Source organism: Gammaproteobacteria bacterium (assembly GCA_022340215.1).
Taxonomy (GTDB): Bacteria; Pseudomonadota; Gammaproteobacteria; order JAJDOJ01; family JAJDOJ01; genus JAJDOJ01.
Map to the genome: position 1 here is coordinate 21,829 of JAJDOJ010000042.1, position 25,623 is coordinate 47,451.

Annotated in this window: 22 protein-coding genes; 11 read left to right on the top strand and 11 right to left on the bottom strand. The window is 62.0% G+C overall.

Annotation, left to right across the window (positions count from 1 at the left end):
• Positions 1 to 482 precede the first annotated feature (482 nt).
• The 3 genes from grxD to LJE91_02825 form a co-directional block, all read right to left on the bottom strand.
• Entirely contained in the window at positions 483 to 833 is a 351-nt protein-coding gene (gene grxD / locus LJE91_02815; protein ID MCG6867681.1) for a Grx4 family monothiol glutaredoxin, read from the bottom strand.
• Between the two features lie 245 nt (positions 834 to 1,078).
• On the bottom strand, positions 1,079 to 2,893 hold the full coding sequence (locus LJE91_02820) for an N-acetylglutaminylglutamine amidotransferase (protein ID MCG6867682.1): 1,815 nt from the start codon (positions 2,891 to 2,893) through the stop codon (positions 1,079 to 1,081).
• 3 nt (positions 2,894 to 2,896) lie between these two features.
• Positions 2,897 to 4,492, bottom strand: coding sequence for a hydantoinase B/oxoprolinase family protein (locus tag LJE91_02825; GenBank protein MCG6867683.1), 1,596 nt, complete (start codon positions 4,490 to 4,492; stop codon positions 2,897 to 2,899).
• A 304-nt stretch (positions 4,493 to 4,796) separates the two neighbouring features.
• Here LJE91_02825 and LJE91_02830 point away from each other — a divergent pair, with 304 nt between their 5' ends.
• The 3 genes from LJE91_02830 to argF all read left to right on the top strand — a co-directional run bounded on the left by LJE91_02830 (position 4,797) and on the right by argF (position 7,622).
• Positions 4,797 to 5,381: a superoxide dismutase [Fe] gene (locus LJE91_02830; GenBank protein MCG6867684.1), complete on the top strand. Its 585-nt coding sequence runs from the start codon at positions 4,797 to 4,799 to the stop codon at positions 5,379 to 5,381.
• A gap of 116 nt (positions 5,382 to 5,497) precedes the next feature.
• Entirely contained in the window at positions 5,498 to 6,691 is a 1,194-nt protein-coding gene (locus tag LJE91_02835) for an aspartate aminotransferase family protein (GenBank protein MCG6867685.1), read from the top strand.
• Positions 6,684 to 7,622: an ornithine carbamoyltransferase gene (gene argF, locus LJE91_02840; GenBank protein MCG6867686.1), complete on the top strand. Its 939-nt coding sequence runs from the start codon at positions 6,684 to 6,686 to the stop codon at positions 7,620 to 7,622. Before LJE91_02835 ends, argF begins: the two co-directional genes overlap by 8 nt.
• 52 nt (positions 7,623 to 7,674) lie before the next feature.
• Here the strand turns inward: argF and phoU (LJE91_02845) are convergent, their stop codons facing one another.
• Positions 7,675 to 8,397 carry a phosphate signaling complex protein PhoU gene (gene phoU, locus LJE91_02845; GenBank protein MCG6867687.1) on the bottom strand — a complete coding sequence of 241 codons (723 nt, stop codon included), beginning with the start codon at positions 8,395 to 8,397 and terminating at the stop codon, positions 7,675 to 7,677.
• 337 nt (positions 8,398 to 8,734) lie between these two features.
• Here phoU (LJE91_02845) and LJE91_02850 point away from each other — a divergent pair, with 337 nt between their 5' ends.
• The 5 genes from LJE91_02850 (at position 8,735) to phoU (LJE91_02870) (ending at position 14,311) form a co-directional block, all read left to right on the top strand.
• On the top strand, positions 8,735 to 9,793 hold the full coding sequence (locus LJE91_02850; GenBank protein ID MCG6867688.1) for a PstS family phosphate ABC transporter substrate-binding protein: 1,059 nt from the start codon (positions 8,735 to 8,737) through the stop codon (positions 9,791 to 9,793).
• Between the two features lie 58 nt (positions 9,794 to 9,851).
• Positions 9,852 to 11,243, top strand: a complete 1,392-nt coding sequence (pstC, locus tag LJE91_02855) for a phosphate ABC transporter permease subunit PstC (protein ID MCG6867689.1) — start codon at positions 9,852 to 9,854, stop codon at positions 11,241 to 11,243.
• Positions 11,236 to 12,549, top strand: a complete 1,314-nt coding sequence (gene pstA, locus LJE91_02860) for a phosphate ABC transporter permease PstA (GenBank protein MCG6867690.1) — start codon at positions 11,236 to 11,238, stop codon at positions 12,547 to 12,549. Before pstC ends, pstA begins: the two co-directional genes overlap by 8 nt.
• 157 nt (positions 12,550 to 12,706) lie before the next feature.
• Positions 12,707 to 13,525 carry a phosphate ABC transporter ATP-binding protein PstB gene (pstB, locus tag LJE91_02865; protein ID MCG6867691.1) on the top strand — a complete coding sequence of 273 codons (819 nt, stop codon included), beginning with the start codon at positions 12,707 to 12,709 and terminating at the stop codon, positions 13,523 to 13,525.
• 60 nt (positions 13,526 to 13,585) lie between these two features.
• Complete coding sequence (phoU, locus tag LJE91_02870) at positions 13,586 to 14,311, top strand: phosphate signaling complex protein PhoU (GenBank protein ID MCG6867692.1); 726 nt, start codon at positions 13,586 to 13,588, stop codon at positions 14,309 to 14,311.
• A gap of 271 nt (positions 14,312 to 14,582) precedes the next feature.
• On the opposite strand, the gene ppk1 is transcribed toward phoU (LJE91_02870), so the two are convergent.
• Positions 14,583 to 16,799, bottom strand: a complete 2,217-nt coding sequence (ppk1, locus tag LJE91_02875) for a polyphosphate kinase 1 (protein MCG6867693.1) — start codon at positions 16,797 to 16,799, stop codon at positions 14,583 to 14,585.
• 54 nt (positions 16,800 to 16,853) lie between these two features.
• Here ppk1 and LJE91_02880 point away from each other — a divergent pair, with 54 nt between their 5' ends.
• Positions 16,854 to 17,363, top strand: a complete 510-nt coding sequence (locus tag LJE91_02880; GenBank protein ID MCG6867694.1) for a DUF192 domain-containing protein — start codon at positions 16,854 to 16,856, stop codon at positions 17,361 to 17,363.
• Between the two features lie 198 nt (positions 17,364 to 17,561).
• Here the strand turns inward: LJE91_02880 and LJE91_02885 are convergent, their stop codons facing one another.
• From LJE91_02885 to phoB, 4 genes are all read right to left on the bottom strand, one after another.
• A complete protein-coding gene (locus LJE91_02885; GenBank protein ID MCG6867695.1) occupies positions 17,562 to 18,308 on the bottom strand; it encodes an AAA family ATPase in 747 nt (248 codons plus the stop codon).
• A complete protein-coding gene (locus LJE91_02890) occupies positions 18,305 to 19,903 on the bottom strand; it encodes a CHAD domain-containing protein (protein ID MCG6867696.1) in 1,599 nt (532 codons plus the stop codon). Before LJE91_02890 ends, LJE91_02885 begins: the two co-directional genes overlap by 4 nt.
• 518 nt (positions 19,904 to 20,421) lie before the next feature.
• Complete coding sequence (phoR, locus tag LJE91_02895) at positions 20,422 to 21,750, bottom strand: phosphate regulon sensor histidine kinase PhoR (protein MCG6867697.1); 1,329 nt, start codon at positions 21,748 to 21,750, stop codon at positions 20,422 to 20,424.
• A gap of 65 nt (positions 21,751 to 21,815) precedes the next feature.
• Positions 21,816 to 22,535: a phosphate regulon transcriptional regulator PhoB gene (gene phoB, locus LJE91_02900; GenBank protein MCG6867698.1), complete on the bottom strand. Its 720-nt coding sequence runs from the start codon at positions 22,533 to 22,535 to the stop codon at positions 21,816 to 21,818.
• Positions 22,536 to 22,764: 229 nt separating this feature from the next.
• Between phoB and LJE91_02905 the strand changes: the two genes are divergently transcribed.
• Positions 22,765 to 23,022: a hypothetical protein gene (locus LJE91_02905; protein ID MCG6867699.1), complete on the top strand. Its 258-nt coding sequence runs from the start codon at positions 22,765 to 22,767 to the stop codon at positions 23,020 to 23,022.
• Positions 23,023 to 23,036: 14 nt separating this feature from the next.
• Positions 23,037 to 23,870 carry a carboxylating nicotinate-nucleotide diphosphorylase gene (gene nadC, locus LJE91_02910; GenBank protein ID MCG6867700.1) on the top strand — a complete coding sequence of 278 codons (834 nt, stop codon included), beginning with the start codon at positions 23,037 to 23,039 and terminating at the stop codon, positions 23,868 to 23,870.
• 81 nt (positions 23,871 to 23,951) lie between these two features.
• On the opposite strand, the gene purU is transcribed toward nadC, so the two are convergent.
• Together purU and LJE91_02920 are read right to left on the bottom strand one after the other, a co-directional pair.
• Positions 23,952 to 24,821 (bottom strand): formyltetrahydrofolate deformylase, encoded by an 870-nt coding sequence (purU, locus tag LJE91_02915; GenBank protein MCG6867701.1) that lies wholly within the window; start codon positions 24,819 to 24,821, stop codon positions 23,952 to 23,954.
• 36 nt (positions 24,822 to 24,857) lie between these two features.
• Positions 24,858 to 25,283 carry a DUF4399 domain-containing protein gene (locus tag LJE91_02920; protein MCG6867702.1) on the bottom strand — a complete coding sequence of 142 codons (426 nt, stop codon included), beginning with the start codon at positions 25,281 to 25,283 and terminating at the stop codon, positions 24,858 to 24,860.
• Positions 25,284 to 25,623: the final 340 nt, after the last annotated feature.

Here is a 25,623-nt window from a genome sequence, read left to right on the forward strand (position 1 = left end):
GACGAAAATCAATTTATGCGTGCATTCGTGCAGTAATGCTTGAAACGGTGGTTAGAATCCCCGGAAACGGCGAACGGAAAAGGGGAGGAATCCGCAAATGTGTCAGGAGATGCCTTCGGCAGGCTCGAAGGCCGACCGGCAGGCTACGATAAGTTGAAGGACGAATTGACGCGGCGTTTCGATTGCCGCAAAGTCCGTGCTATGGAAAGTGGCTCTCTTGCCTTCCTCACCTGCATCGGACCCCCGACCGCGGCTTCCAGCCGGGGGGCCGACCTGCTGCCGCCGTAGGCGACGACCAGATCGTCCATCGACAGACCGTCGCTGCCGTCTCGTCCGGCATACGATAGGACGGTGTGCGCTGGTAAATGTGGACGCGCCGGCCAGGGAGCCCGGATCGAGGGAATACCCGATTGCGGCGCGATGCGCGACTCCCTGCCGGGGTGCACCTTCGGGCGGCCCCCGGGATGCCCTCGACAATCGACTTACCCCTGATCCACGGCCTTGTCCGCACCGCCCTTCCTGGCAACCGCGCCCTTGAGGATATTCTGCAGCTCCCCCTTCTCCAACAGCTCGAGTGTGATGTCGCAACCGCCGATCAGCTCACCGTCCACGTAGATCTGGGGGAAGGTGGGCCAGTTCGCGTATCGGGGCAGGTTCTGGAATATCTCCGGGTCCATGAGGACGTTCACGTAGGCAAACTCCTCCCCGCATTGCTGCAGTGCCGCCGAGGCACGCGCGGAAAACCCGCACTGGGGCATGTTCGGCGTTCCCTTCATATAGATAATGACGGGATTACCTTCTACCTGCTCCCGAATTCGATCCAGCACATCCATCTTCATCCACCTCCTAAATGACCAACAGGTTCAACTCTAAGGCGATTTCTGTCAAATGACATACCATCCTGCTTGTCTTTTCATCCGTCCGCTGTGTTGCGACAACCGTTCCATAGTTCGACTATGCGCCTGTTGTCGCGCCTTGATGACGAACGAAAATCCGGCGCAATCTGGTACGCCATTTTCCGGCAATCGCCTAAGTGTATCCTGCGCGGGCGGAAATTAATAAGGCAATTAGGATGGGGTTATTCCCCAACGCCCGGCACTACGTGACCCACTGCCGTGTCGACGTTGCGCTGCAACCATAGTTCCAGCAATGCGAGGTGCCAGAGTTTGCTGCCCCGGATCGGGGTGAATACCGCCTCGTCCTCGGGAGCCGCCAGCAGGGCATCCACATACTCGCGCCGGTAGAGACCGCGGTCGCGGCATTCCCTGCTGTTGAGCACATCGCGGACCATGTCGAGCACGACCCCCCGCACGTATTTCAGAGCGGGGACCGGAAAGTACCCCTTGGGACGGTCGATTACCGCGTCGGGCAGCAGCCCGCGGGCGATGCGCTTCAGCGGAAATTTCCCGCCCTCGCGGAGTTTCATCCGGGGCGACATGCGCATCGCGAGTTCCACGACCTCGTGGTCCAGAAATGGCACACGCGCCTCCAGACCCCAGGCCATGGTCATGTTGTCCACCCGCTTGACCGGGTCGTCGACGATCAGCATTGTGACGTCCATGCGCAGGACGGCATCGAGAAAGGAATCGGTGCCGGGTCGGGACAGCTCCCCTGAGATCAGCTCGGAGGTAAAGTCCTCGGAAGCCCACCGCGGGGCCACCGTACGCGCGAACTCCGCGTTGTCGCGATCGAAATAGTTCCGCCGGAAACGTTCCAGGTCTTCACCGGCCTCCGTCTCCATCAAGGGATACCAGAAATAACCGCCAAACACCTCGTCCGCACCCTGCCCCGACTGCACGACCTTGACGTCCTTGACGACACGTTCGGCGAGCAGATAGAACGCCACCGCATCCTGGGCGACCATGGGTTCGGCCATGGCATCGACGGCCTCCGGCAGGCGCTCCACGACCTCCCGGTTCGGGACATGGAACTTGTGATGCTCGGTGCCGAAACGTTCTGCCACCGGATCGGAGAACTCGAACTCGCTGCCCTTCTCGTCCGGATGGTCCTCGAAACCCACGGTGTAGGTCTTCAGATCGCTCACCCCTGCACGGGACAGCAGCCCCACCAGCAGGCTCGAGTCCAATCCACCGGACAGCAATACGCCCACGGGTACGTCGGCGACGTGCAGTCTGCGTTCCACCGCACGGGTCAGGGCGTCCCGGGTCGCATCGATCCACGCCTGATCGGACAGCGGCGTGGCGGGGCGCCGTGCCTCCAGCGACCAGTAGCGTACGAGTCGCTGTTTACCGTTCTCCTCGATGACCAGGGTATGGGCGGGGGGTAGCTTACGGACGCCATTGAGAATCGTGCGCGGCGCCGGGACCACCGCATGCAGGGTCAGATGATGGTGCAGGGCCGTCGCATCCAGGCCGGTATCGATCCCTCCAGACGCCAGCAGGGCCTGCGTATTGGATGCGAAGCGGAAACCGTGACGGTCCTGCGTATAGTACAGCGGCTTGATCCCGAGGCGGTCGCGCGCCAGAAAGAGCTTCCTCGCTCGCATGTCCCACAGGCCAAAGGCGAACATCCCGTTGAAGCGCATGACACACTGTTCACCCCAGAAGTGGTAGGCCTTGACGATGACCTCGGTGTCGCCGGTGGAGAAGAAATGGTACCCCGCGCGCAGCAGCTCGGCGCGCAACGCCGGATAGTTGTAGATCGCCCCGTTAAACACCAGCACGAGCCCGAGTTCCCGATCCACCATCGGCTGGTTGGCGTGCTCGGAGAGGTCGATGACGGAAAGGCGCCGGTGTCCGAACGCCAGTGGCCCGTCGGAGTAACTGCCTTCGTGGTCGGGGCCACGACGAGCCAGAGCGCCCAGCATCCGGCCGATCGCCGCACCGTCGGGTGCCGAACCATCGAAACGCAATTCACCGCAGATCCCACACATGACTCAGCTGACGCCTGAACCGGACGCTGTCTGCCCACCTGCCGCCGCGCCCCATCCGCCACCCCCTGGCGTCTCGATGCGCAGCACGTCACTCGCAATTACCCGCCCGCTGAACTTCCCCGGTATAGCACGGCCGTTGAGAAAGTTTGCCCCCGGCGCGGCGCTACCACCGCCGGCCAACCCCCAGGGTACATGCGCTCGCCGCTCCGTGAGCAGGGTGAACTCGGCCGCATCGAGAAACTCCAGCTCTCGCACCAACCCATTGCCCCCCGGGCGCAGCCCTTCACCTCCGGATCCCGCACGGATCGCATAGCGGCCCACGCGCAGCGGGTAGCGGCCCTCCAGGACCTCCACGGGCGTGTTGCGCGTATTCGTCATGTGGGTCTGCACACCACTCAGTCCCCCACCGCCCGGGCCTGCGCCCATGCCACCGCCAACGGTTTCGTAGTAGCCCCAGCTCGAATTTCCCGACGATCCCGCAGCGACATTGTTCATACTACCGTGACTCGCCGCCGGTATCGCTTCGGGAACGGCCCCGGCGAGCGCTCCCAGAACGGCATCCACCACGCGCGTGCTGGTCTCTACGTTGCCCGCGGCAACCGCCGCCGGGTAACGGGCGTTCAACAGACACCCCTGCGGTGCCGAGAGCCTGACAGGCCGGAACGTCCCCGCGCAAGCGGGCGTAACCGACGGCATGAGACAACGAAATACGTAGTAGACCCCGGCGGCGGTCACTGAGAGCGGACAATTGAGATTTCCTTCCACCTGCGGGGAGGTTCCGTCGAACCCGACGCTCACCACACCGTCGCCAACTTCGATGGATACCCGGATCGCAATGTCCCTGCTACCGACACCGTCGTCGTCCAGATAGTCGGTAAAGGAATAGACACCCTGCGGAATCCGGCCCAGTGCGGAACTCGCCATTCGCTCGCCATAGGCGTTGAGCTCCGTGAGTGCCTGTCGATAGCGTAACGCGCCAATCCCCTTGACCAGCGTCCCGAGGCGCAACAACCCGCGATGGTTCGCGCCGATCTGTGCAGCGAAGTCTCCCCGGGCGTCGCGCCGATTGCGCGTGGCGCCTGTGATCGAGTCGAGCAGTGCCTCATCCACCCGTCCGCCATGCATGACATGCGTCGGAGGAATGATCTGACCCTCCTCGCTCAGGTGTCGCGACACCGGCATGGAACCCGGCGTATCCGCGCCGATATCGGCATGATGGGCGCGGTTGGCGACGAACCCGCGCAACCCGCCTTCGACGAATAATGGCGCGACCATCGTGACGTCGGGCAGATGGGTGCCCCCGAGAAAGGGATCGTTCAGCATCACCATGTCGCCCTCGGCCCAACTCACCGATGCGACGATGCCCCGCATGGCATAGGCCATGCTGCCCAGATGCACCGGGATGTGTGCGGCCTGGGCGCAGAGCTCGCCGGAGTCGTCGAACACGGCGCAGGAATAGTCGAGTCGATCCCGCACGTTCGGGGAAAACGCCGCACGTTGCAACTGCGCACCCATCTCACCGCAGACGGCCGAGATACGGCTCGCGAACAGACTGAGTTCTATCGGATCCATGACGAAGCTTCGCGTGGTGAGTGACATCGGGGTCCCCGAGCCGGGCAACGGGACGAAACCGGTTACGGAGCATGACGCTTGCCGGCTACATTGAGTCGTCCGGCACTGGTTGATTTCCGCCCGATCAGATTCCGCATGCCGGGCCACCGAGTAGTATAAGGTAGATTCGACGCAGTTGACCGCCAGGAGCCTCCCGGCGGTCTGTACCACTGGCGGCAGTGTGCTATCTTGCAATATGGTCTTACCCTGTCTATCTTAAGTGCCCTTTTTCGCCGGGGCCTGGTATTCGGACAGGCCCGGATTCCAAGTACACCGAGAGGAGCGAACCGACATGGCCCATGAACTGCCCGATCTTCCCTACGCCAAGGATGCCCTGGCGCCCCACGTCTCGGCCGAGACCCTCGAATTCCACCATGACAAGCATCACGCGACCTACGTGGCCAATCTGAACAAGCTGGTGCCGGGAACCGAGTTCGAGAACAAGTCCCTGGAAGACATCATCATGAATGCCCCGGCCGGCGGTGTATTCAACAACGCCGCACAGATCTGGAACCACACATTCTACTTCAACTGCATGGGTCCCAATGGCGGCGGCGATCCGAGCGGCGCCCTGGCCGAAGCCATCAACGCGGCATTCGGTTCCGTGGCGCAGTTCAAGGAGAAGTTCTCGACCTCGGCGGCCACGAACTTCGGCTCCGGCTGGACCTGGCTGGTGAAGAACGACTCGGGCGCGTTGGAGATCGTCAACACCGGCAACGCCGGAACGGTCATGACCGATGGCAAGACCGCGCTGCTGACCATCGATGTCTGGGAACACGCCTACTATATCGATTACCGCAACGCACGCCCGAAATACATCGAGAACTTCTGGAGCGTAGTCAACTGGGATTTTGTCGCCGCAAACTTCGGCGCCTGATCGGCGACCCGCCTGCGCGGCGGGCGTTTGCGCAGCGGATCCTTATTATACTAGTATCCGGTGAAAAAACGGCAGCGTCCGACCGCTGCCGTTTTTCATTTTGGCGTGCGAATCGTATGAACACACACCTCATGTTTAACTACGCACGACTCCCCTTGACGTTTGACCATGGACAAGGGGCGTGGCTGTGGGACACACAGGGCAAGCGTTACCTCGACGGCGTCAGCGGCATCGCGGTGTGCGGGCTCGGACACGCGCATCCTGCCGTCACCGCGGCCATCACGGATCAGGCCGGTCGGCTGCTGCACACCTCGAATCTCTATGGCGTCGCGGCGCAGGAGAATCTCGCCCGGCGGTTGTGCGCGGTCTCTGAAATGGATGCGGCATTCTTCTGCAACTCCGGTGCGGAGGCCAACGAGGCCGCGATCAAGCTCGCCCGTCTGTACGGTCATGGTCGTGGCATCTCGAGCCCGACCATCATCGTCATGGAGAACAGTTTTCACGGCCGTACCATGGCCACGCTCACCGCCACGGGGAATCGCAAGGTCCAGGCCGGTTTCGAGCCGTTGCTGGGCGGATTCACTCGCGTGCCGTACAACGACATCGCCGCCCTGAAGACGGTCGCCGCAAACAATCGGGACGTGGTCGCGATCCTGCTGGAACCCGCACAGGGAGAGGGCGGCGTGCGGATCCCGGAGGTCGGGTATCTCGCCGGGGTTCGCAGGATCTGCGACACCAATGGCTGGCTGATGATGCTCGACGAGGTACAGACGGGCATGGGGCGGTCCGGCAAGTGGTTCGCCTGGCAGCACGAGGACGCCCGACCGGACGTCATGGCGCTGGCCAAGGCGCTGGGCAACGGGGTCCCCGTCGGCGCCTGCCTTGCGCAAGGCGAAGCGGCCCGGGTCTTTGGTCCGGGCAGCCACGGCTCCACCTTCGGGGGCAATCCACTCGCCTGTCGCGCGGCGCTCGCCGTCATCGACGTGATCCAGGGAGAGGATCTCTGCGAGCGCGCGGCAATCCTGGGGCAACGCATGCTGGATGGCCTGCGCGAGCGGCTCGCCCATCTGCCCGGGGTCACCGATATCCGGAGCAAGGGATTGATGCTAGGCATCGAGTTGCAGTCGGGCTGCACGTCACTGGTGACCGAGGCCATCGATGCCGGTTTGTTGATCAACGTCACCGCAGGCAACGTGATCCGGCTCCTGCCTCCGCTGATCATCAGCAACGAAGAGGCCGATCTCATCGTCGACGGCGTTGCGGCACTCGTGGAACGGTTCGTCGAGTTCACCGTCGCCGAATATGCCTGAGCCCCACCCTACAACCGCCCGCGGACACTTCCTGTCGCTACTCGATCTCGATGCCGATGCCCTGCGGGACCTGGTAAGACGCGCGATCGAACTGAAGGCCATGCGGGTGCGGAGCGAGCCCTACGAACCCCTGCGCGGCAAGGTCCTGGCGATGGTGTTCGAAAAGTCATCGACCCGCACTCGCGTATCATTCGAGGCAGGTATGGCGCAGTTCGGCGGCCACGCGATGTTTCTTTCGCCGCGTGATACACAGCTAGGGCGAGGCGAACCGATCGAGGACTCCGCGCGGGTCATCTCCCGAATGGCCGACGGTGTCCTGATCCGGACCTTCGAACACGACAAGCTTACGACCTTCGCCGCCCATTCGGTCGTTCCCGTGATCAACGGCCTGACCGACCTATACCACCCCTGCCAGCTGCTGGCCGATATGCAGACCTGGTTCGAACACCGCGGGGAGATTGCGGGTGCAACCGTAGCCTGGGTGGGCGACGGCAACAACATGTGCAATTCCTATATCAACGCCGCGCGACGGTTCGATTTCAAACTGCGCATCGCCTGCCCCGAGGGTTACGCCCCCCCAACAGAGGTGCTTTCCGCTGCCGGCAGCCGTGTCAGCCTTCACCACGATCCCCTCGAGGCGGTCGAGGACACGGACCTGGTCGTCACGGATGTCTGGGCGAGCATGGGGCAGGAAGGCGAACAGAACGCCAGGGCGACGGCCTTCGCGCGTTACCGGGTCGACCAGTCCATGATGTCCCGCGCCGGGCCGGACGCCCTTTTCATGCATTGCCTGCCGGCCCACCGAGGCGAGGAAGTGACCGCCGACGTCCTAGAAGGACGGTGGAGCGTGGTCTGGGACGAGGCCGAGAATCGCCTGCATGCCCAAAAGGCACTGCTGGAGCGCCTGCTGGGCCAGCCACCGGCCCGATAGGGCGGAACAAGACCCGCCCCAACGCCTCAACACAAGTCGGCGAGAGCACAGGTCAGCCGAGTATCTCCTTCTCCACCTTCGCCATCTGTGCACTTGTGGCATGCCTGACATCCCTGCCCTCGACCATGTAAACGATGTATTCGCAGACGTTCTTGGCGTGGTCCGCCATGCGCTCAAAGGAGCGGGCGCACCAGAGCAGCTGCATGGCCGCAGAGATCTGCCTCGGGTCCTCCATCATAAAGGTCATCAGGGCTCGCATGATCGCCTCGGATTCCTCGTCGATCACGCTGTCCCGGTGAATGATCCGCAGGGCACCTTCCACGTCGACACGCGCGTAGGCATCCAGTGATTCCCGCAACATCGCGCTCACCTGCTCCCCCAGGCGTTTGAGATCGATGACCTGCGATCTGCTCGCCATGCTCCGACCGCATCCCTGAACCGATTTCGCGATACGCTTTACCTGATCGCCGATTCTTTCCAGATCCGTGATGGTCTTGATAACCACTATCAACAGCCGAAGATCGCTGGCCGCCGGCTGGCGCCGGGCGATGATCTGGCTGCACGCCTCGTCGATCTCGAGCTCCATCCCGTTGATGCGACGGTCGGTGTTGATCACCCGCCCCGCCAGTTCTACGTCATTCTCGCACAGCGCCTGCAGGACATCGTCGAGCTGCATTTCCACCAGCCCGCCCATCGTCAGAACCCGGTTGCGCACGTCTTCGAGTTCCTGATTGAACTTCCGGGAGGTGTGCTGGGTAATATACTTCCGGTCCAGTCGCTCCATGGCCTCGGGAACCTCGCATGGTTCGGTTGAATCAACGTCTCCAAAGTTTAGTGGAGCCGACATGACATTACTTTGCTTTTCCCTTCTCCTGCCCGATTGCCAGGCAGCGATCGCTGACCGGTGCCCTCGGTCGTCCTTCGCTTCCTAGCCGCCCCACGAAATACAGCTGTCACATTCCCGTTCCATAATTGAGCAGTCTGCAGGATGGCCGACACACGCCCGCGGGCACGTAAGACCGGGGTGTTCCGGGGCCGCGTCATCACTCTGACATATCGGGCCGTTACAACTGTGCGCTCCCAACCATACCAGTTCGTCAATGGAGAGCCATATGAAGACGAGAACTCTGGCAATCGCGGCGTTGGCCGCGGTCACAAGTGGTGTTGCCGGCAATGCCCAGGCGGCACGCGACTACATCAGCATCGTGGGTTCGTCCACGGTATATCCCTTCGCGACAGTGGTGGCGGAGCAATTCGGCAAGTCCACGCAATTTAGCACACCGAAGGTCGAGTCGACGGGTTCGGGCGGCGGTCTGAAGCTGTTCTGCGCGGGTGTCGGTGTCGAACACCCGGATATCACAAACGCCTCGCGGCGAATCAAGTCATCCGAGATCAAGAACTGTGCCGAGAACGGCGTGAACGAGATCGTCGAGGTCAAGATCGGCTACGACGGTATCGTCCTGGCCGATTCCAAGAAGGTTGGCCGGATGGATCTCACGCTGAAGGACGTCTACCTGGCGCTCGCCAAGAAGGTACCGGATCCCAAAGGCGGCGAGAAGCTCGTTCCCAACCCCTACAAGACCTGGGCCGAGGTCAACCCTTCGCTGCCCAAGTCCCCTATCGAGGTGCTCGGTCCACCTCCGACCTCCGGCACCCGCGACGCCTTCGTCGAACTGGCAATGGAAGGTGGATGCAAGAAGTTCGACTGGATTGCTGCCATGAAGAAGGCGGACAAGAGCCAGTACAAGTCCGTCTGCCATACCATTCGTGAAGACGGCGCTTACATCGAGGCCGGAGAGAACGACAACCTGATCGTGCAGAAACTGCAGGCGAATCCCAAGGCACTGGGCATCTTCGGATTCAGCTTCCTTGACCAGAACGGTGACGTGATTCAGGGTTCCATGATCGACGGCGTCGAGCCCGACTTCGAGGCCATCGCCGACGGATCCTACCCCTTGTCCCGTCCCCTGTACTTCTATGTCAAGAAGGCCCATATCGGCAGCGTACCCGGCATCAAGGAGTACCTCGCCGAGTTCACCAGCGAGCGCGCCTGGGGTGACGACGGCTACCTGACGGACAGAGGACTGATTCCGATGCCCGACGATGAACGCAAGCAGTTCAAGAAGAGCGTTGCAGGACTCGAGAACCTGAATACCGCCTCGGTTAAGTAATACGCGCTCTGCGGAGGGCCCTGACGGGCCCTCCGTCACTTTGGGTTCCGGGTTTTCCATGCAACCTTCAACACTGATTCCGATTCTCCTGATTCTGTCCGCGGCCGGATACTATCTGGGGCGAAAGCGGGCCCTCAGGGTCGGGAGCGAACAGGCCGGCGGGGTACGCAGACTGCACTCGCTGCCGAGCTACCACGGCTATCTCCTCGCCATCTGGGCCGCGCTACCCGCCCTTATCGTTCTCTCGGTGTGGCTGGCCATCGCACCGAAGATCATCACGCATCTGGTCGTAGCGGGACTTTCACAGGACATACAGAACCTGCCCCCCGAACGGCTCGGTCTGGTAATGAACGATGTCCGCAACCTGGTGGAGGGCAACATCGTCTCGGGCGAGATCGACGAGACCATGAAAAATGCCGCTGCCCACTACACCCGGCTTCAGCAGACGGGCAATGCCGTCATCGCCGCGATTGCCCTGGCGCTTTCCGCAGGGGGGATCCTCCTGGGCTGGAAAATGGTCTCTCCACGTCTGAGGGCACGTCGTTATGTGGAGAAGGTCATTACCTTCGTGCTTATCACCTGCTCGACCATCGCGATCTTCACCACGCTCGGCATCGTGCTGTCCCTGCTGTTCGAAGCGATGCGGTTCTTCCGGGCGATACCCATCACGGATTTCCTGTTCGGGCTCGAGTGGAGCCCCCAGACCGCCATTCGCGCCGACCAGGTCGGTGCCTCGGGTGCGTTCGGCACGGTACCCTTGTTCGCCGGCACCATGCTGATCTCGCTGATCGCCATGCTGGTCGCCGTCCCCATCGGTCTGCTGTCGGCTATCTACCTCTCGGAATATGCCAGTGGCCACGTCCGTGCCGTGGTCAAACCCGTGCTCGAGATCCTCGCCGGCGTCCCCACCGTGGTGTACGGATTCTTTGCCGCTCTGACCGTCGCCCCAACCGTCCGGATCATCGGGGAGTCCATTGGTCTGACGGTTTCCTCGGAAAGCGCACTGGCCGCGGGACTGGTCATGGGCGTGATGATCATTCCATTCGTTTCGTCCCTATCGGACGATGTGATCAACGCCGTACCGCAGGCCATGCGGGACGGCTCCCTTGCGCTGGGGGCTACCCAGTCGGAAACGATCCGGCGCGTCATCTTCCCCGCAGCCCTCCCGGGGATCGTCGGCGGCATCCTGCTCGCGCTATCACGCGCTATCGGTGAAACGATGATCGTGGTCATGGCCGCCGGTTTGTCCGCCAATCTCACCGCCAACCCGCTGGAGGCGGTCACCACGGTGACGGTTCAGATCGTCACACTACTTACTGGCGACCAGGAATTCGACAGCCCCAAGACCCTCGCCGCGTTTGCACTGGGTCTGCTCCTGTTCACCATGACGCTGATACTCAATGTGATCGCGCTGCACGTCGTGCGCAAATACAGGGAACAGTATGAGTAGGCAAAACCAGACCACCAATCGCGAGCCCCGGGTCAACAATCGCGAGAAGGTCCGCGGGAGCCTGAAGAAGCGCTATTCGGCCGAGAAACGTTTCCGTGCGTACGGCTTGGTCTCTATCCTGCTGGGCATGGCGGCGGTCTCGACCCTGTTCCTGGACATCGTCGGCAAGGGCTATCCGGCGTTCAGTCAGACCTATATCAAGCTGGACATCCATTTCGAGCCTGACGAGGTCGACCCGGACGGTAACCGCAGCCAGCACAGCCTGAAGAATGGCAACTACGCCAGTCTCATCAAGGATTCGCTGCGTGCGGAGTTCCCGGGGGTCAAGGGCCGGCGCGACCAGCGCAAGCTCTATCGGCTGGTCAGTTCCAGTGCCGCCTACGAGCTGCAGCGGATGGTTCGTAGCGACCTCTCCCTGATCGGAGAGCGCCGCCAGGTCTGGTTACTGGCGAACGATGATGTGGACGTCTTCGTCAAGGGCAACATGGATCGGGACCTGCCGGAAGACGAGCGAAGACTCAGCGACAAGGAGATCTCGTGGATTGACTCCCTGGAGGCACAGGGTCGTATCGAACGCCGGTTCAACTGGGCCTTCTTCACATCCGGGGACTCCCGGGATCCGGAACTGGCCGGTATCGGCGGTGCGGCGATGGGTTCGCTGTTCACCCTGCTGGTGACTCTCGCGCTGTCCTTTCCCATCGGCATCGCCGCGGCGGTGTATCTGGAAGAGTTCGCACCGAAGAACCGGGTCACGGACTTCATCGAGGTCAATATCAACAATCTGGCCGCGGTGCCCTCCATCGTGTTCGGACTTCTCGGGCTCACGATGTTCATTCAGTTTTTCGGACTGCCCCGTTCGGCTCCCATCGTGGGGGGGCTGGTCCTGGCGTTGATGACCCTGCCAACGATCATCATCGCCAGCCGGGCCTCGCTCAAATCCGTACCGCCATCGATTCGCGAGGCCGCACTGGGTATGGGGGCCTCGAAGATGCAGATGATCGGTCACCACGTTCTGCCCCTGGCCATGCCGGGCATGCTCACTGGTACGATCATCGGTATGGCTCAGGCACTGGGGGAATCGGCCCCGTTGCTGATGATCGGCATGGTGGCGTTCATCGTCGACATCCCCGGGGGACCGATGGACCCGTCGACGGTGCTCCCGGTGCAGATCTATCTGTGGGCGGACAGCCCGGAGCGGGCCTTCGTGGAAAAAACCTCCGCGGCGATCATGGTGCTGCTGGCGTTCCTCATTGCGATGAATACGACCGCCGTGATCCTGCGGAAGCGATTCGAACGGCGCTGGTGAGGCACGTGTGACGAAGGCATCGTTCAGAGTCGGATGCTTGTGAATTCCCGGCGCACCGAAAGCGCGTTGTAAGAATGCAAGTGAAAGTCGAGGTAGGACCATGGAAACCATAGCGGATTCGATCGGCGCCCCGGGTCTGACAACCGCCGGCGAGGACATGGCGGCGGAAGAAAAGATTGGCCGCGAGCATCGAAGGACAGTGGGCGAGGTCACCTCGGCCAACCCCTCGATGTCGTGCCGCAACGTGAGCGTCTACTATGGAGAAAAGATGGGCGTCGAGGACATCAATCTCGACGTCGGCAAAAATGAGGTCATCTCCATGATAGGCCCCTCGGGCTGCGGCAAGTCGACCTTGCTGCGGTGCCTGAATCGCATGAACGATACCATCGACGGGTGTCGCGTCACCGGCGAGATCCTGCTCGATGGGCAGGACACCTATGGGCGTGATATGGACGTGGTCGAGCTGCGTGCGCGGGTCGGCATGGTGTTCCAGAAACCCAACCCCTTTCCCAAGACGGTCTACGAAAATGTCGCCTACGGACCCCGGATACACGGACTGACCGAAACCCGTGCCGAGCTGGACGACCTGGTCGAGGAGAGCCTGAAAAGGGCCGCATTGTGGGATGAGGTGAAAGACCGCCTCGACAGCCCCGGGACCGGCCTTTCCGGCGGACAACAGCAACGCCTGTGTATCGCGCGCGCGATCGCCGTGAGCCCCGAGGTCATCCTGATGGACGAACCGGCCTCGGCGCTGGATCCCATCGCCACGGCAAAGATCGAGGAGTTGATCGACGAGTTGCGGGCGCATTTCTCCATCGCCATCGTCACCCACTCCATGCAGCAGGCCGCCCGCGTGTCACAACGCACGGCGTACTTTCATCTAGGCAACCTGATCGAGATCGGTGAGACCTCCCAGATTTTCACCAATCCGCGGCACAAGCTGACGGAAGACTACATCACCGGCCGTTTCGGTTAGGCACGATTCACCGATATCCCGGTCCCGATGATCCATACCCCCACAGGAGGGTCGCCCACGATGAGCGAGGCCAATGAAGGACATACGGTGAAGCGCTACGACGCCGAACTCGCCCGGCTGAGGGAACTCGTCCTCGAGATGGGCGGGCTGGTCATCAGTCAGACCGAGAAGGCCGTCAGGGCACTCCGCAAACAGGATCTGGACGAGGCACGACTGGTCGAGAAGCGTGAACCCACCGTCAACGAATACGACCTCCTGGCAGAGAAGGAGATGAACAGGATCATCGCCCTGCGCCAGCCGGTAGCCGGGGACCTGCGCCTGATCATTGGCGTATCCAAGTCCATTTCCGATCTGGAGCGGATCGGCGACGAGGCGCTCAAGATCGCGAGGATCGCCATACGTCTGTACGACAGTGACGAAAGTTCACCGAACAAGAAACTGCTGCGCGATGTCAAGATTATGTGCGGGATCGCCACAGAGATGTTGCGCTCGGCACTCGACGCCTTCGACACCATGGATATGGAACGTGCGATCGAGATCGCCAAAGAGGACGATGAACTCGACAACGAGTTTCAGTCTGCGACGCGCAGGCTGACCACCTACGTCATGGAGGACTCACGCAACATGGGCCACGCGATGAACATCCTGCTGGTGGTCAAGGCCCTGGAACGGATCGGAGACCACGCCAAGAACATCGCCGAGTACGTCGTCTTTCTCGTCAAGGGCAGGGACGTGCGGCACGTCGCGAGCGATCGGATCGAGGCCGAGTCCCTGAGAGAGACCTAGGAGCCTGTCGGATTTAGGAACAATCTACTGCGCTGATGGGAGAGCGGCCAAAAAATCCCCGATTCCTCGTTGCGTAGGCCCACTATGCGCCTCGAAATCGTGAACTGTTTGTCTCGCTCTCCCACCATGCTCGCTACGATCGCCTAAATCCGACAGGCTCCTAGAACCACAATGCGACAACCGTATAAATCCCGTTTGGTACTCCGAATACACAAAAAACCCTCTCACGGTCGTACCCATCTGCCCGACCTGCCGAGAGACAACGTGCGAATCAGGCGCGCTTCGGCTGACTCCGCGGCCGCTTCTTCCTGGCCTTGCGATAGGCCTTGAAACGCTCCATTGCCTGATCGATCTGGATCTCCTGCGCACCGCGTTCCTCGTCTCCGCTGCCTGGCCGCCGCTGGATGTAGGTACCGTCGGACTGCAGATCCCACGCGCTACGCCGGTTGTTCAACTGAATGTCCAGGATGTTGCGAAGTCCCTCTCTCAGGCTGGGGGATTCCACGGGTGTGACCACCTCGACACGCACCTCCAGGTTGCGCCGCATGCAGTCGGCCGAACCGATGAAATATTCCTCGTCACCAGCATTGCGGAAATAGAAGATCCGTGCGTGCTCGAGAAAACGGCCCACGATACTGACCACCCTGGCGTTGTCCGACAATCCCGGAATGCCGGGGCGCAAGCGGCAGGAGTCGCGCACGATCAGGTCCACCCCGACCCCCGCCCTAGCAGCTTCGTACAGCGCCCTGGTGATGTCCTTGTCCTCCAGCGCGTTCATCTTCATCTGTATGAGCCCGGGCTCCTTCTTGCTGTGCTTCGAAATCTCACGCTCGATCTTTTTCAGCAACTCCGGTTTCAGTACCTTCGGGGCAGGCAGGAGCTTCTCGTAGTGACGCTTGGGCACCTGGCCGGTGGTCAGATAGTTGAAAAGCTCCGTCAGGTCCGCGCCGATGACCGGATCACAGGTGAGCAACCCCAGATCACAGTACAAACGAGCGGTACCCGAGTGATAGTTGCCGGTACCGATGTGAGCGTATCGGCGCAGACCATCGTAGTCGCGGCGGATCACGAAGATCAGCTTGCTGTGGGTCTTGAGCCCCAGCACCCCATAGGAGACATGGATTCCCGCCTGCTCCAGGTGGTTCGCCCAGCGGATATTTGCCGACTCGTCGAATCGGGCCTTGAGTTCGACCAGGACCGCGACCTGTTTACCGTTCTGTGCCGCGTCGATCAGATATTCGATGATCCTGGACTCCGACGCCGTGCGGTAGAGCGTCATCTTGATCGCCAGAACCTTTGGGTCCTGGCTGGCCTCTCGCAGAAAGCGCTCCACTGAGGTAACGAACGACTCGTAGGGATGCTGCAACAGAAAGGGGCCTTCGTTGCGGATCGCGTGGAAAATGTTCGGTGCATCCGCCAGCGCCGGGTGATCGAGCGGCTTGTGCGGCGGGTCGCTGAGGTCGGGTCGTTCCAAACCTGCGATCTGGAACAGATCGCGCACGGCCATCGGCCCCGCGACCTCGAATACCTCGGTCTCCTCGTCAAGCCCAAGCTCGGCCGCGAGCATGCCTCGGTGGACCGGGTCCATTCCCGTAGCCACCTCCAGACGTACGATAGGGGCAAACTTACGGCCGCGCAGTTCGGACTCGATGATCTCCAGCAGGTCCGTCGCGCCGTCGGAAGACCGCTCGATAATGGCGTTGCGTGTCACTCGGAACATCTCGATGCTCGCCACTTCCATACCCGGCAGCAACAGTTCCAGATTGTTGGCGATCACCTGCTCCAGGGGGACGAAATGGGCCTCGTCACCCACCTGGAGGAATCGGGGGATTCCGCTGCCGACCGGCACCTTGATACGAACGAGGGTCTTGTTCTCTTCGCCCGGGGAATAGACGGTCAGGAGCAGGTTGAGCGACAGGTTGGAGATGAAGGGAAACGGGCGTGCCGCATCTATCGAAAGTGGCGTGATCAGTGGGAAGATATTCTTTATGTAGTAATCGCGCAGCGTGTTCTTGCTTTCACCGTCCAGGTCCTGGTAATTCGACAGGCGGATACCTTCGGCTTCAAGCTCCTTGAACAGATCCGCCTCGAGTGCATGCTGCTGGCGCTTGATTTCGCTCACCATCTCGAGACATTCGCTCAACTGCTGTTCCGGTGTGCGTCCGTCAACCGACGGCTCTCTCACTCCGGCGCCGATCTGCTGCTTCAATCCCCCGATTCGCTTCATGAAGAACTCGTCGAGATTGGCGCTGACGATGGCGTTGAACTTCACGCGCTCCAGCAGGGGTGTGCGCGGGTCCTGGCCCTCGTGCAGCACCCGCTTGTTGAATTCCAGCCAGGTCAGTTCCCGGTTCAGATACCACTCGGGCGAGTCCAAGTCGATCGCTTCGGTTACCGAGGCGTCGGGCGCTTTGGCCACCGGCGCCTGTGTTTTGTCGCTGGACGCGATCTCAGTGTTGGTCTCTGCCGGTTTCGGTTTGGCGCTCATTACGTTTTCTGCCTCTCGCTTTTCCTGTCCTGGCCCGAATTCTATACTTGCCACATGAAATTACATCAAATTCGAAGCGGGATTGTCCGTATCGTTGTCGATCCGGAACCTGCGCTGCGTGGCCGGGCGCCTCGAAGCCGCGCAATCCCTGCCGCCGCTGCCGTTGCGCTGGCGGCGATGTCCTTTCTCGAATCCCCTTTTGCCGAGACGCGCACCCTCGAGATTGGTACGCACCCGCTCGCGGTGGAAGTCGCCGTCACGGACCGGGAACAGCGGCGGGGGCTGATGGGACGGAAACAGCTGAGCGAGAACACCGGCATGCTATTCGTGTGGAACGACGAGGCACCGCGGGTGATGTGGATGAAGGACACCCTCATACCGCTCTCGGTCGCGTTCGTCGATGCCGAAGGCAAAATCGTCAACATCGAATCAATGGCGCCGGAAACGACCACCCCGCACTGGTCGAAGCGCGCGGCGCGCTACGCCATCGAAGCGCGGCAGGGTTGGTTCCGGGACCGTGGTATCGGCAACGGTGACCGCGTCAATGGACTGGAACCCCACTGATTCGCTGCAGCAGGCCTAAAGCGATTTCTGTCAAATGACATCCCGTCCTGCTTGTCTTTGTCGTCCGCACCCTGGGTTGCGAGGACAGATACATCGTTCGACTATGCGCCTGTTGTCGCGTCTTGATGACGAACGAAAATCAGGCGCGATCCGGTATGTCATTTTCCGGCAATCGCCTAAACGCGCACGACCGACCGGTCAGCTGAATACCCTTTTCCCCACGTCCAACCAGAGGTCGCTGTACGACTGGGCCGGCTTGCTGGCCGGGGCAAAGCTGCCGATCGGCGCGCGGTGCTGCCCCATCAGCTCGACCTGGCTGGCGTAGGGAATTGCCGTGGGAAGGAACTCCGGAAACCGGGCGGGTAACTGAGCGACGATGTCCTTGTGCATCCGCTTGCGGACGTCGACCATCGAGAAGAAAGGCAATCTTTCCACGTCGTCGAGACCTGACTTTCCCAGGTACCGGATCAGTTGTTCGTAGGTCCGCACGGACAGCGTGGATGGGATCATCGGAATCAGCAGCGCATCCACCGCTCGAAAAACGTTCTCCGAGACCAGCGAAATGCTCGGCGGGCAATCCAGGATCAGTACGTCGTACTCGTTGCGAAGGGGCCGCAGCAACCTCACCAGTTGCCGAGCGGGCTTCCTGGCGTCGTTCAGACGCAGGTCCATGTTGCGATAGGAAAAGTCCGCCGGAATCAGGTCCAGATAGTCGAAATCGGACCCCTTGACGACATCGTCCAGGGTACGCGTGCCCCGCGCCAGCGCCTTGAATCCGCCCTTGACCTTCGGTTTGATGCGAAAATAGAACGTCGCCGCACCTTGGGGATCGAGGTCCCAGACCAGGGTACGGTAGCCGCTGCCCGCCGCGGCCCAGGCCAGGTTGACCGCGGCCGCGGTCTTGCCGACTCCGCCCTTGATGTTGTAGGTGGCGAGGATCTTCATGCGGTGTCACGCTCGGCAACCGGGCGCGGGCGGAACAACGCCCTGAAGCGCTTACGGTTCTCCTTCCTGGAGAATTCCCTGAAGCGTCCACGGAAGGCCTCCCGCGTGTCGTGCTGGCGCTTCACCAGGGCCTCGATGAGATGGTCCATGGCGCGGCGTGTGCCATCGGAGATACCGGTCTCTTTCTCCATCGCCGCCTCGAAGGTCGTCAGCGAGGTGTGTTGCACCTCGTAGTCCTGAAAATACCCGAGGTTGTCCTGCAGGCCCTTGAGGGCGCCGATCAGCCGATCGATCTTGCCCGGGGGATAGACGTCACGAAAAAACTCCATCAGATAGCGCAGCTTCTTGCAGCTCTTTCGCAATTCGTGGAGTTCCTCCGCCGGTGAGTGGTCATCGATGGCACGGCCCTCTTTCATGACCCTGCGGTAGATGCGCCAGATTCGCTCGCTGGCGACCTCGGATACCGCCCGCGTCGCATTAGGCAGCGATGTGCGCCGGGGTCGTTCGGCCTCGAGAAACGCCTTCCAGTCCGATATCGTCTTTCTGTAGCGGGGTGAATCCAGCACGGCAACCAGCTTGCTGTGTTCGTCGGCCTTGTGTCTCACCAGATACTCGCGAAGCGGGGTGAGGTCCTCCCGCATCCCGGCCGGCAGGCTGTCGCGAAATCCCTCGAAGCCGAGGAGATACACGTCCAGGTCGCGACACGGGCTGGTGATCTGGCCGAGCCAGGCGAACTCCCTGCGGAAGCGCTCCACCCTTTGGGTCGGGAAAATGGGCTTAACCTGGCTCAGCAGGGATCGCGTGCGACGTACCGCCACCCGATAGTCGTGCAGAAACTCCGTATCCACGTCCTCCCTCACACCCGCCTCGTTGACGTCCATGGTGTCCAAGAGGTGAGACAGGATCTTTACCGCGGCCTCGTCGGTGCGCTGCTGCGGGTCCAGTGAGAGACGAAGCTTGGAGCAGTAGTCGGCTGGCACGCGTCCGACGAGGGCAAGCGCGCTATCCAGTGGGTCCTGCGACAGGCTCACGGCCCCGCCCCGGTGTCGCAGTAACGATTCGACCCGCCGCCGCTCATCACCGTAACCGCGAACACCGCGCAGCAGGACGCTGCTCTGGTCCATGGAACGTCTGACCGATCCGTAGCGCACGTCGCGGTCCCCTTCGATCTCGAGACGCAGGACCGTCTTGTCGTCCTCGTTCAGAATCTCGTACCGCTGAACACGGCAACGTGTCGTGACCACAGGGGCCAGGGTGCGCATTTCGAGCACGGTTTCGAGACGCCTTCGAAGCATCGTGGGCAGATCGGAGGCCATTACCGGCAGACGATCCACGGCGGATTGCAAGGTATCGCCATTACCATCGAGAGGCCGCCAGCGCAGGACATAGCTTCGTTTCCCGCCCGTGGCACTCAAGACACCTCCGGCGCGATAAACCCGCCAGTCAAACGAGTCCAGGTAGGTCCGTGTCACCAGCGCCGGTTTGTCCGGCTTCGAGCGCAGTCTGGCCGAAAGAAGTAGAGCCTGCAGCGTCTCCCCGCCGAGATCGCCCGGAACCCCGAGATACAGGTCACCCTGATCCGTGCTCATTGTCATCCATTTGTCACAATCCCCTGGTTCGGGCATTCTAGCAAGGTCTGCGCGAAGTCTCCCATGGGGGGAATCAAAAAAGTCCGGCAGCGAAGCGTCGAGCACCGGAGAGACGCCTGAAAACCGCGACCGGGCATCGTTCCCGCGGGTGCGGCATCGTAACGCACCGCCCGATCGAAGGTGACGCGGGTCAAGCAGACTCGAGTTCGAATCCCGCCACCGCCAGATAGGCCCTTTCTGTCTTCAGATCCGCACCGGTCGGACGATGCGCCATAAGATACCCCTGCCCCAGTGACAGGCGACACGCTGATCCGCGCGACGATCCTGTGAAAGCTGTTGGAACCCAGATCGACGGCGGCGACGATTCGGGACTTGAAAAAGGGGGCATGGCGTCGCTCATCTGCGGGGACGAGACGACGAACGTATCGAGCCGGTCGGGGGTGTCCGGGTAACCTTCGAAGGTAGCAGGCGGTGAAACCGGACGCCAATCCAGCGAATCGTGGAGCGCCGTCGCGTTGTCCGGTTCAGCTTGAGATCACGCGGGACAACCGCTGCTTGCGCACGACACGCTCGACGGGAAAGCTGCAGGTGAAGACACTGCCCTGCCCCGGGTGACTCCTGATATTCAAATCGGCGTCATGTCGCTGCAGCGCATGCTTGACGATGGCCAGACCCAGGCCCGTGCCGCCGCTGGCGCGGGAACGGCCCTTGTCCACGCGGTAAAAGCGTTCGGTCAGTCGACCCAGGTGTCTCGACTCGATGCCGATACCCCGGTCGGAAACGACAAAATATGCGCCCTCCTCATCGGCCTGCCATCTCACCGCGATCTCGCCACCACCCGGGGAATAGCGCACGGCGTTGTGCACCAGGTTCATGAAGACGCTGTGGAGCTCCTTCGCGTTCCCTGTCAGCCACAACGTCTCGTCGACTTCGACGGAGAAATGGAACTGCTCGCTACCGGCAAGCACCCTGCCTTCGCCGACGACGTCAGAGATCAGTCCCGGAACGGGAATGGGGGTTTCCGGGCTTTCGCCACGGACACCGGACTCCAGCTGTGCCAGGGTCAGGAGATCCTCCACGATCCGTTGCATACGCTGCGTCTGCTCGTCCATCTGACGAATCGATTCCAGGCGGTCTGCCGAACCCACGATTCCGTCGTCGGATTCCAGGAGCTCCAGGTACCCTCGCAGCACCGTTAGCGGTGTACGCAGTTCGTGCGACACGTTGGCGACAAAGTCCCGACGCATGGTCTCGAGATGCCGGGAGCGGGTTGTGTCCCTGACGCTCAGCAGGACCTGCTTGCCTCCGAACTTGACCGCGCGGATCGACAGACTGGCCTGGTCGTCTCCGGGAGAAGGAATCTCGACGGCCTCGTCCCACTCCTGGGCTTTCATGTAGCGTACGAAATCGGGATGACGGACGAGGTTGGTGATCCTGCGTCCCCGATCCACCCTCACACTCAGTCCGAGCAGCCGGGCGGCCGCCCGATTGAATGATTCGATCGATCCACCGGGAGATAGGATCAGCGTGCCGTAGGGCAGTGCCTCACTCGATCTCTGGAATCGGGACAACATGCGCGCCAGCCGTTTCTTTCGCTTCTTGCTGCGGACCCGCAGCCTGGCGATCCCCGCCTCCACCTCTTTCCACGGACCGAAAGCGCGCGACGGGGTCGCCGATTTTCCCAGGCGAAGCCAGCGTAACAGGGATCTCAGTTGTAACAGATGCCACAACAGCAGCGCGGAAACCGCGGCGGCCACGAACCACCCGGCGGCCCCCAATAGATATCCGGCGATACCCGCCGGTACGGCAACGAGCGCGAGTCGGCGAATTTCCGTGGTCCAGAACGCTAGCACCCGATCCCTCCGGTCAGTTCGGTTTCACCGTACCAGCGGTGCTTCTCGGCGGCGGGCTCGGGGACTCATCCGTCACCTTTTGGGGTAAAGCGATACCCCGCGCCGCGAACCGTGTGGATGTAGCTGTCGAAACCGGTCGGTTTCAGTGACTTTCGCAACCGCAGGATGTGAACATCCACGGTGCGCTCTTCCACGAAGCTGCTCCGGCCCCAGACCTCGTCGAGCAGTTGCCCGCGGCTGTAGACCCGATCGGGGTGGGTCATGAAGAAGCGCAGCAGCCGGAACTCGGTCGGACCGAGATCGATGGTTTTTCCCTCCGCGTGAACCAGGTGCGCCACGGGATCCAGGGTCAGACCGTCGACCACCACCGCCACCTCATCGGCATGCGGACGGGCACGCCGTAACAGGGCCCTGACCCGGGCGACCAGTTCACGCGGAGAAAAGGGCTTGGTGACGTAGTCATCGGCACCGGCGTCCAGACCACACACCTTATCCGACTCCTCCACGCGCGCAGTCAGCATGATGATGGGCAGGTCGCGCGTCACCGCCTCGCGCCGCAAGCGCCGGGCGAGGTCCAGACCGCTCTGTCCCGGCAACATCCAGTCGAGCAGGACCAGGTCGAGGCGATTGTCCGCGATACGCTGCACCGCCTCGTCCGCGCCCTCGGCCTCGATGACGTTGAATCCCGCCCGCCCCAGCGAAAAACGGATCACCCTGCGGATCGCGGATTCGTCCTCGACGACAAGGATACTGGCAGCCGTGGCCGAGCCACGGTTCGCCGACATGTCTTCTATCGTCACGTCCATAATCCAGCCATTAAACCCCGAATTTGTTACGAATTCATGAAAACTTGCCGGTGGGCGCCGTTTCATCCGTATCCGCGGTCCCCGCCCCCTGCTTCGGGTGTCCCTGTATCCAAGGTCCGCGATTGCCCCCGACCCGCGCCGTATCGCTTGCTTTCGGCCACCGCCGCCCTCATCCTGCCGGCTCCTACGGTTTCCCCGGGGGGGCCGAATGACGTGGATTGAATCGGGTCTGAAGGTAGCCAGCGACTTCGTCTGGGGTCCCGTCATGCTCGCCCTGATGCTCGGGGTCGGGATCTACCTCACGGTCGGCCTCAAGGCGATGCCGTGGCGAAAGATTCCGCGGGCCTTTCGGGAATTGTGGATCGGCAAACGTCCCGAGGGCCAGGGCATGATCGGCATGCTCGGCAGTTACATCGTGACATTCGGTCTGATCGTCTTCCGGATCACGCGGGAATATTTCGGATAGCAATCGATCTCGCCATGTTGCCCCCTCCCGAACACATCACCACCGAGGTCGCCAGGGCGTTGGCGGAGGACATCGGCGCGGGCGACGTCACGGCCGGACTGATCGCACCGGACACACGGGCCCGCGGGCACGTGTTGTCGCGGCAAGAGGGTGTTCTCTGCGGCCGTGCATGGTTCGACGAAGTCTTTCGCCAGGTCGATCGCTCGATCACCCTCCACTGGTTGACCGGGGAGGGGGAAACGCTTCGGGCGAATCAACGACTCTGCGAACTCTCGGGACCCGCCCGCGGCCTGCTGAGCGCGGAGCGAACCGCGCTCAACTTTCTCCAGCTTCTGTCGGGCACCGCCACGGCCACGCGCCGCTACGTCAAGGCCGCTTCCGGTACCGGTGCGACGATCCTCGACACCCGCAAGACGATTCCAGGGCTGCGCCTGGCCCAGAAGTATGCCGTGACCTGCGGTGGGGGACACAATCACCGCCTGGGTCTGTTCGACGCGGTGCTGATCAAGGAGAACCACATCCGCGCCGCCGGCTCCCTGTCGGCCGCGGTCTCCAGGGCGCGAGAACTGCACCCGAGGCTCACCGTGGAGGTCGAAACGGAGACCCTCGACGAGGTCGCCGAGGCCCTGACCTCAGGGGCGGATATCATCATGCTGGACAACTTCGCGACCGGCGATATGCACCGCGCCGTCAAGATCAACGCCGGACGCGCCAAACTGGAGGCCTCAGGGGGTGTCAATCTGGACACGATCGGCGAGATTGCGCGAACCGGGGTGGATTTCATCTCGGTGGGCGCCCTGACCAAGGACGTCGACGCCCTCGATCTGTCGATGCGGATCGGGGACTGAACACCACCAACACCCATCACCTTCGGTCAGTTTCCGCGCTTGTCTTTCGAAAAAGGCAGCGTAGGGACACGCGGACGGGATTCAGGCGAATACCACCGTACGGTTCCCGCAGACGATGATGCGGTCCTCCAGGTGCCACCTGACGGCCCTTGCTAGCACGTAGCGTTCCGCGTCTCGCCCGAGTTCCCGCATCGACGCGGGGTTGTGGCGATGGGAGACGCGAATGACGTCCTGGTCGATGATCGGTCCCTGGTCCAGCTCGGCCGTCACGTAGTGCGCGGTTGCGCCGATCAGCTTGACGCCGCGGTCGAAGGCCTGTCGATAGGGATCGGCGCCGGCAAAGGCGGGAAGAAACGAGTGGTGGATGTTGATGATGCGGTTCGGGAAACGGGAGACAAACTCGGCGCTCAGAATCTGCATGTAGCGCGCGAGGACGACGAGGTCCGTGTCCCCGCCGAGTCGATCCAGAATCTCCGTCTCCGCCTCCGCCTTCGTGTCCCGGCGGATCGGCACGTGGTGGTAGGGCACGCCGAAGCGCTCGCACGCTTCGCGCAGATCGGGGTGGTTGCTGATGACCCGGGTGACCGTACAAGGCAGTTCCGCGCGGGAATAACGCCACAGCAACTCCAGCAATACATGGTCGAAGCGGGAGACGAGCAGTGCCACGCGCTTGAGTCTGGCGGCATAGTGGATCTGCCAGTCCATCTCGAAGCGCGTCGCTACGGCGGCGGCAAACGTGCTCTCGAGGACGCCCTGCGAGACGTCCAGGTGGGGCGTCTGGAACTCCAGCCGCATGAAGAACGTCCCCCCTTCCGGATCGGTACTGTGCTGGTCCAGCGAGGTGATGTTCGCGCCGTGGTTGAACAGGAAGGCCGTCACCGACGAGACGATCCCCGGGCGGTCCGGGCAGGTGATCAGCAGCCGCGCGGTACTGTCCCTATTGGCAGGCACCGAGCGTTCCTCACGACCCGGACGCGCCAGCCAACCTCACTTGACCGTGATCGTGATCTTTCGGGAGACGACCGGTTCGGCGTGCGGTGTGTGCGCTTGATCGCCCAAGACCAGTTGCAGCGTGTGCTTGCCGGGAGGCAGGTCGATCGTGGTCTCCGTCTGGCCGCCACCGAAATGCCGATGATTGGCGTCCGAGGGAATCGGCTGGTCCAGCGGGGGCAGTTCCGCGTCGATGATGACATGGTGGTGGCCCGTGCCCGGCTTTTCGACCCCGGCGGGCGCCACGCCCATCCCACGCAGACCGAAGACGACGTTAACCGGGCTGCTGACGGTGTCACCGTCAGCTGGCGAGATGAAATACAGCTCGACCTCCTCGCTCGCCGGTGCTTCGGCAAGTGCAGTCACAGGAAGGGTCATCAGGAACAGACAGACGAATGCCGTCAGGGGTAGTGCGCTTCTCATCGTGGCTCCTCAGGTATTTCGACGTTTCGTGCCGTGTCCGTGAGTCCGGACGCCCAACTTCGCCGGGCGGTACGAACCCGCGAGGCTAGGCCGAAGTGTAAGGCGATTGCCGGAAAATGACATACCAGATCGCGCCGGGTGAACTGCGAAGCAGTGAACGGCTTGGGCAGGAAGCCCAAGACCGGTGCCCAAGCAAAGCAGGGACAGCGCAGCGCCGGGATCGTTCGTCATCAAGGCGCGACAACAGGCGCATAGTCGAACTATGTAACGGTTGTCGCAACACAGAGGACGGACGACAAAGACAAGCAGGATGGTATGTCATTTGACAGAAATCGCCTAA

What these genes read in the sequence shown, in the direction of transcription:
- pstB (MCG6867691.1), top strand. Translation starts at nt 12,707, where the DNA reads ATGGCGGCGGAAGAAAAGATTGGCCGCGAGCATCGAAGGACAGTGGGC.
- LJE91_02885 (MCG6867695.1), bottom strand. Translation starts at nt 18,308, where the DNA reads ATGAAGATCCTCGCCACCTACAACATCAAGGGCGGAGTCGGCAAGACC.
- LJE91_02905 (MCG6867699.1), top strand. Translation starts at nt 22,765, where the DNA reads ATGACGTGGATTGAATCGGGTCTGAAGGTAGCCAGCGACTTCGTCTGG.
- nadC (MCG6867700.1), top strand. Translation starts at nt 23,037, where the DNA reads ATGTTGCCCCCTCCCGAACACATCACCACCGAGGTCGCCAGGGCGTTG.
- LJE91_02880 (MCG6867694.1), top strand. Translation starts at nt 16,854, where the DNA reads ATGAAATTACATCAAATTCGAAGCGGGATTGTCCGTATCGTTGTCGAT.
- LJE91_02835 (MCG6867685.1), top strand. Translation starts at nt 5,498, where the DNA reads ATGAACACACACCTCATGTTTAACTACGCACGACTCCCCTTGACGTTT.
- LJE91_02850 (MCG6867688.1), top strand. Translation starts at nt 8,735, where the DNA reads ATGAAGACGAGAACTCTGGCAATCGCGGCGTTGGCCGCGGTCACAAGT.
- phoB (MCG6867698.1), bottom strand. Translation starts at nt 22,535, where the DNA reads ATGTCGGCGAACCGTGGCTCGGCCACGGCTGCCAGTATCCTTGTCGTC.
- LJE91_02890 (MCG6867696.1), bottom strand. Translation starts at nt 19,903, where the DNA reads ATGACAATGAGCACGGATCAGGGTGACCTGTATCTCGGGGTTCCGGGC.
- LJE91_02820 (MCG6867682.1), bottom strand. Translation starts at nt 2,893, where the DNA reads ATGTGTGGGATCTGCGGTGAATTGCGTTTCGATGGTTCGGCACCCGAC.
- LJE91_02920 (MCG6867702.1), bottom strand. Translation starts at nt 25,283, where the DNA reads ATGAGAAGCGCACTACCCCTGACGGCATTCGTCTGTCTGTTCCTGATG.
- argF (MCG6867686.1), top strand. Translation starts at nt 6,684, where the DNA reads ATGCCTGAGCCCCACCCTACAACCGCCCGCGGACACTTCCTGTCGCTA.
- ppk1 (MCG6867693.1), bottom strand. Translation starts at nt 16,799, where the DNA reads ATGAGCGCCAAACCGAAACCGGCAGAGACCAACACTGAGATCGCGTCC.
- LJE91_02825 (MCG6867683.1), bottom strand. Translation starts at nt 4,492, where the DNA reads ATGTCACTCACCACGCGAAGCTTCGTCATGGATCCGATAGAACTCAGT.
- grxD (MCG6867681.1), bottom strand. Translation starts at nt 833, where the DNA reads ATGGATGTGCTGGATCGAATTCGGGAGCAGGTAGAAGGTAATCCCGTC.
- pstC (MCG6867689.1), top strand. Translation starts at nt 9,852, where the DNA reads ATGCAACCTTCAACACTGATTCCGATTCTCCTGATTCTGTCCGCGGCC.
- LJE91_02830 (MCG6867684.1), top strand. Translation starts at nt 4,797, where the DNA reads ATGGCCCATGAACTGCCCGATCTTCCCTACGCCAAGGATGCCCTGGCG.
- pstA (MCG6867690.1), top strand. Translation starts at nt 11,236, where the DNA reads ATGAGTAGGCAAAACCAGACCACCAATCGCGAGCCCCGGGTCAACAAT.
- phoU (MCG6867692.1), top strand. Translation starts at nt 13,586, where the DNA reads ATGAGCGAGGCCAATGAAGGACATACGGTGAAGCGCTACGACGCCGAA.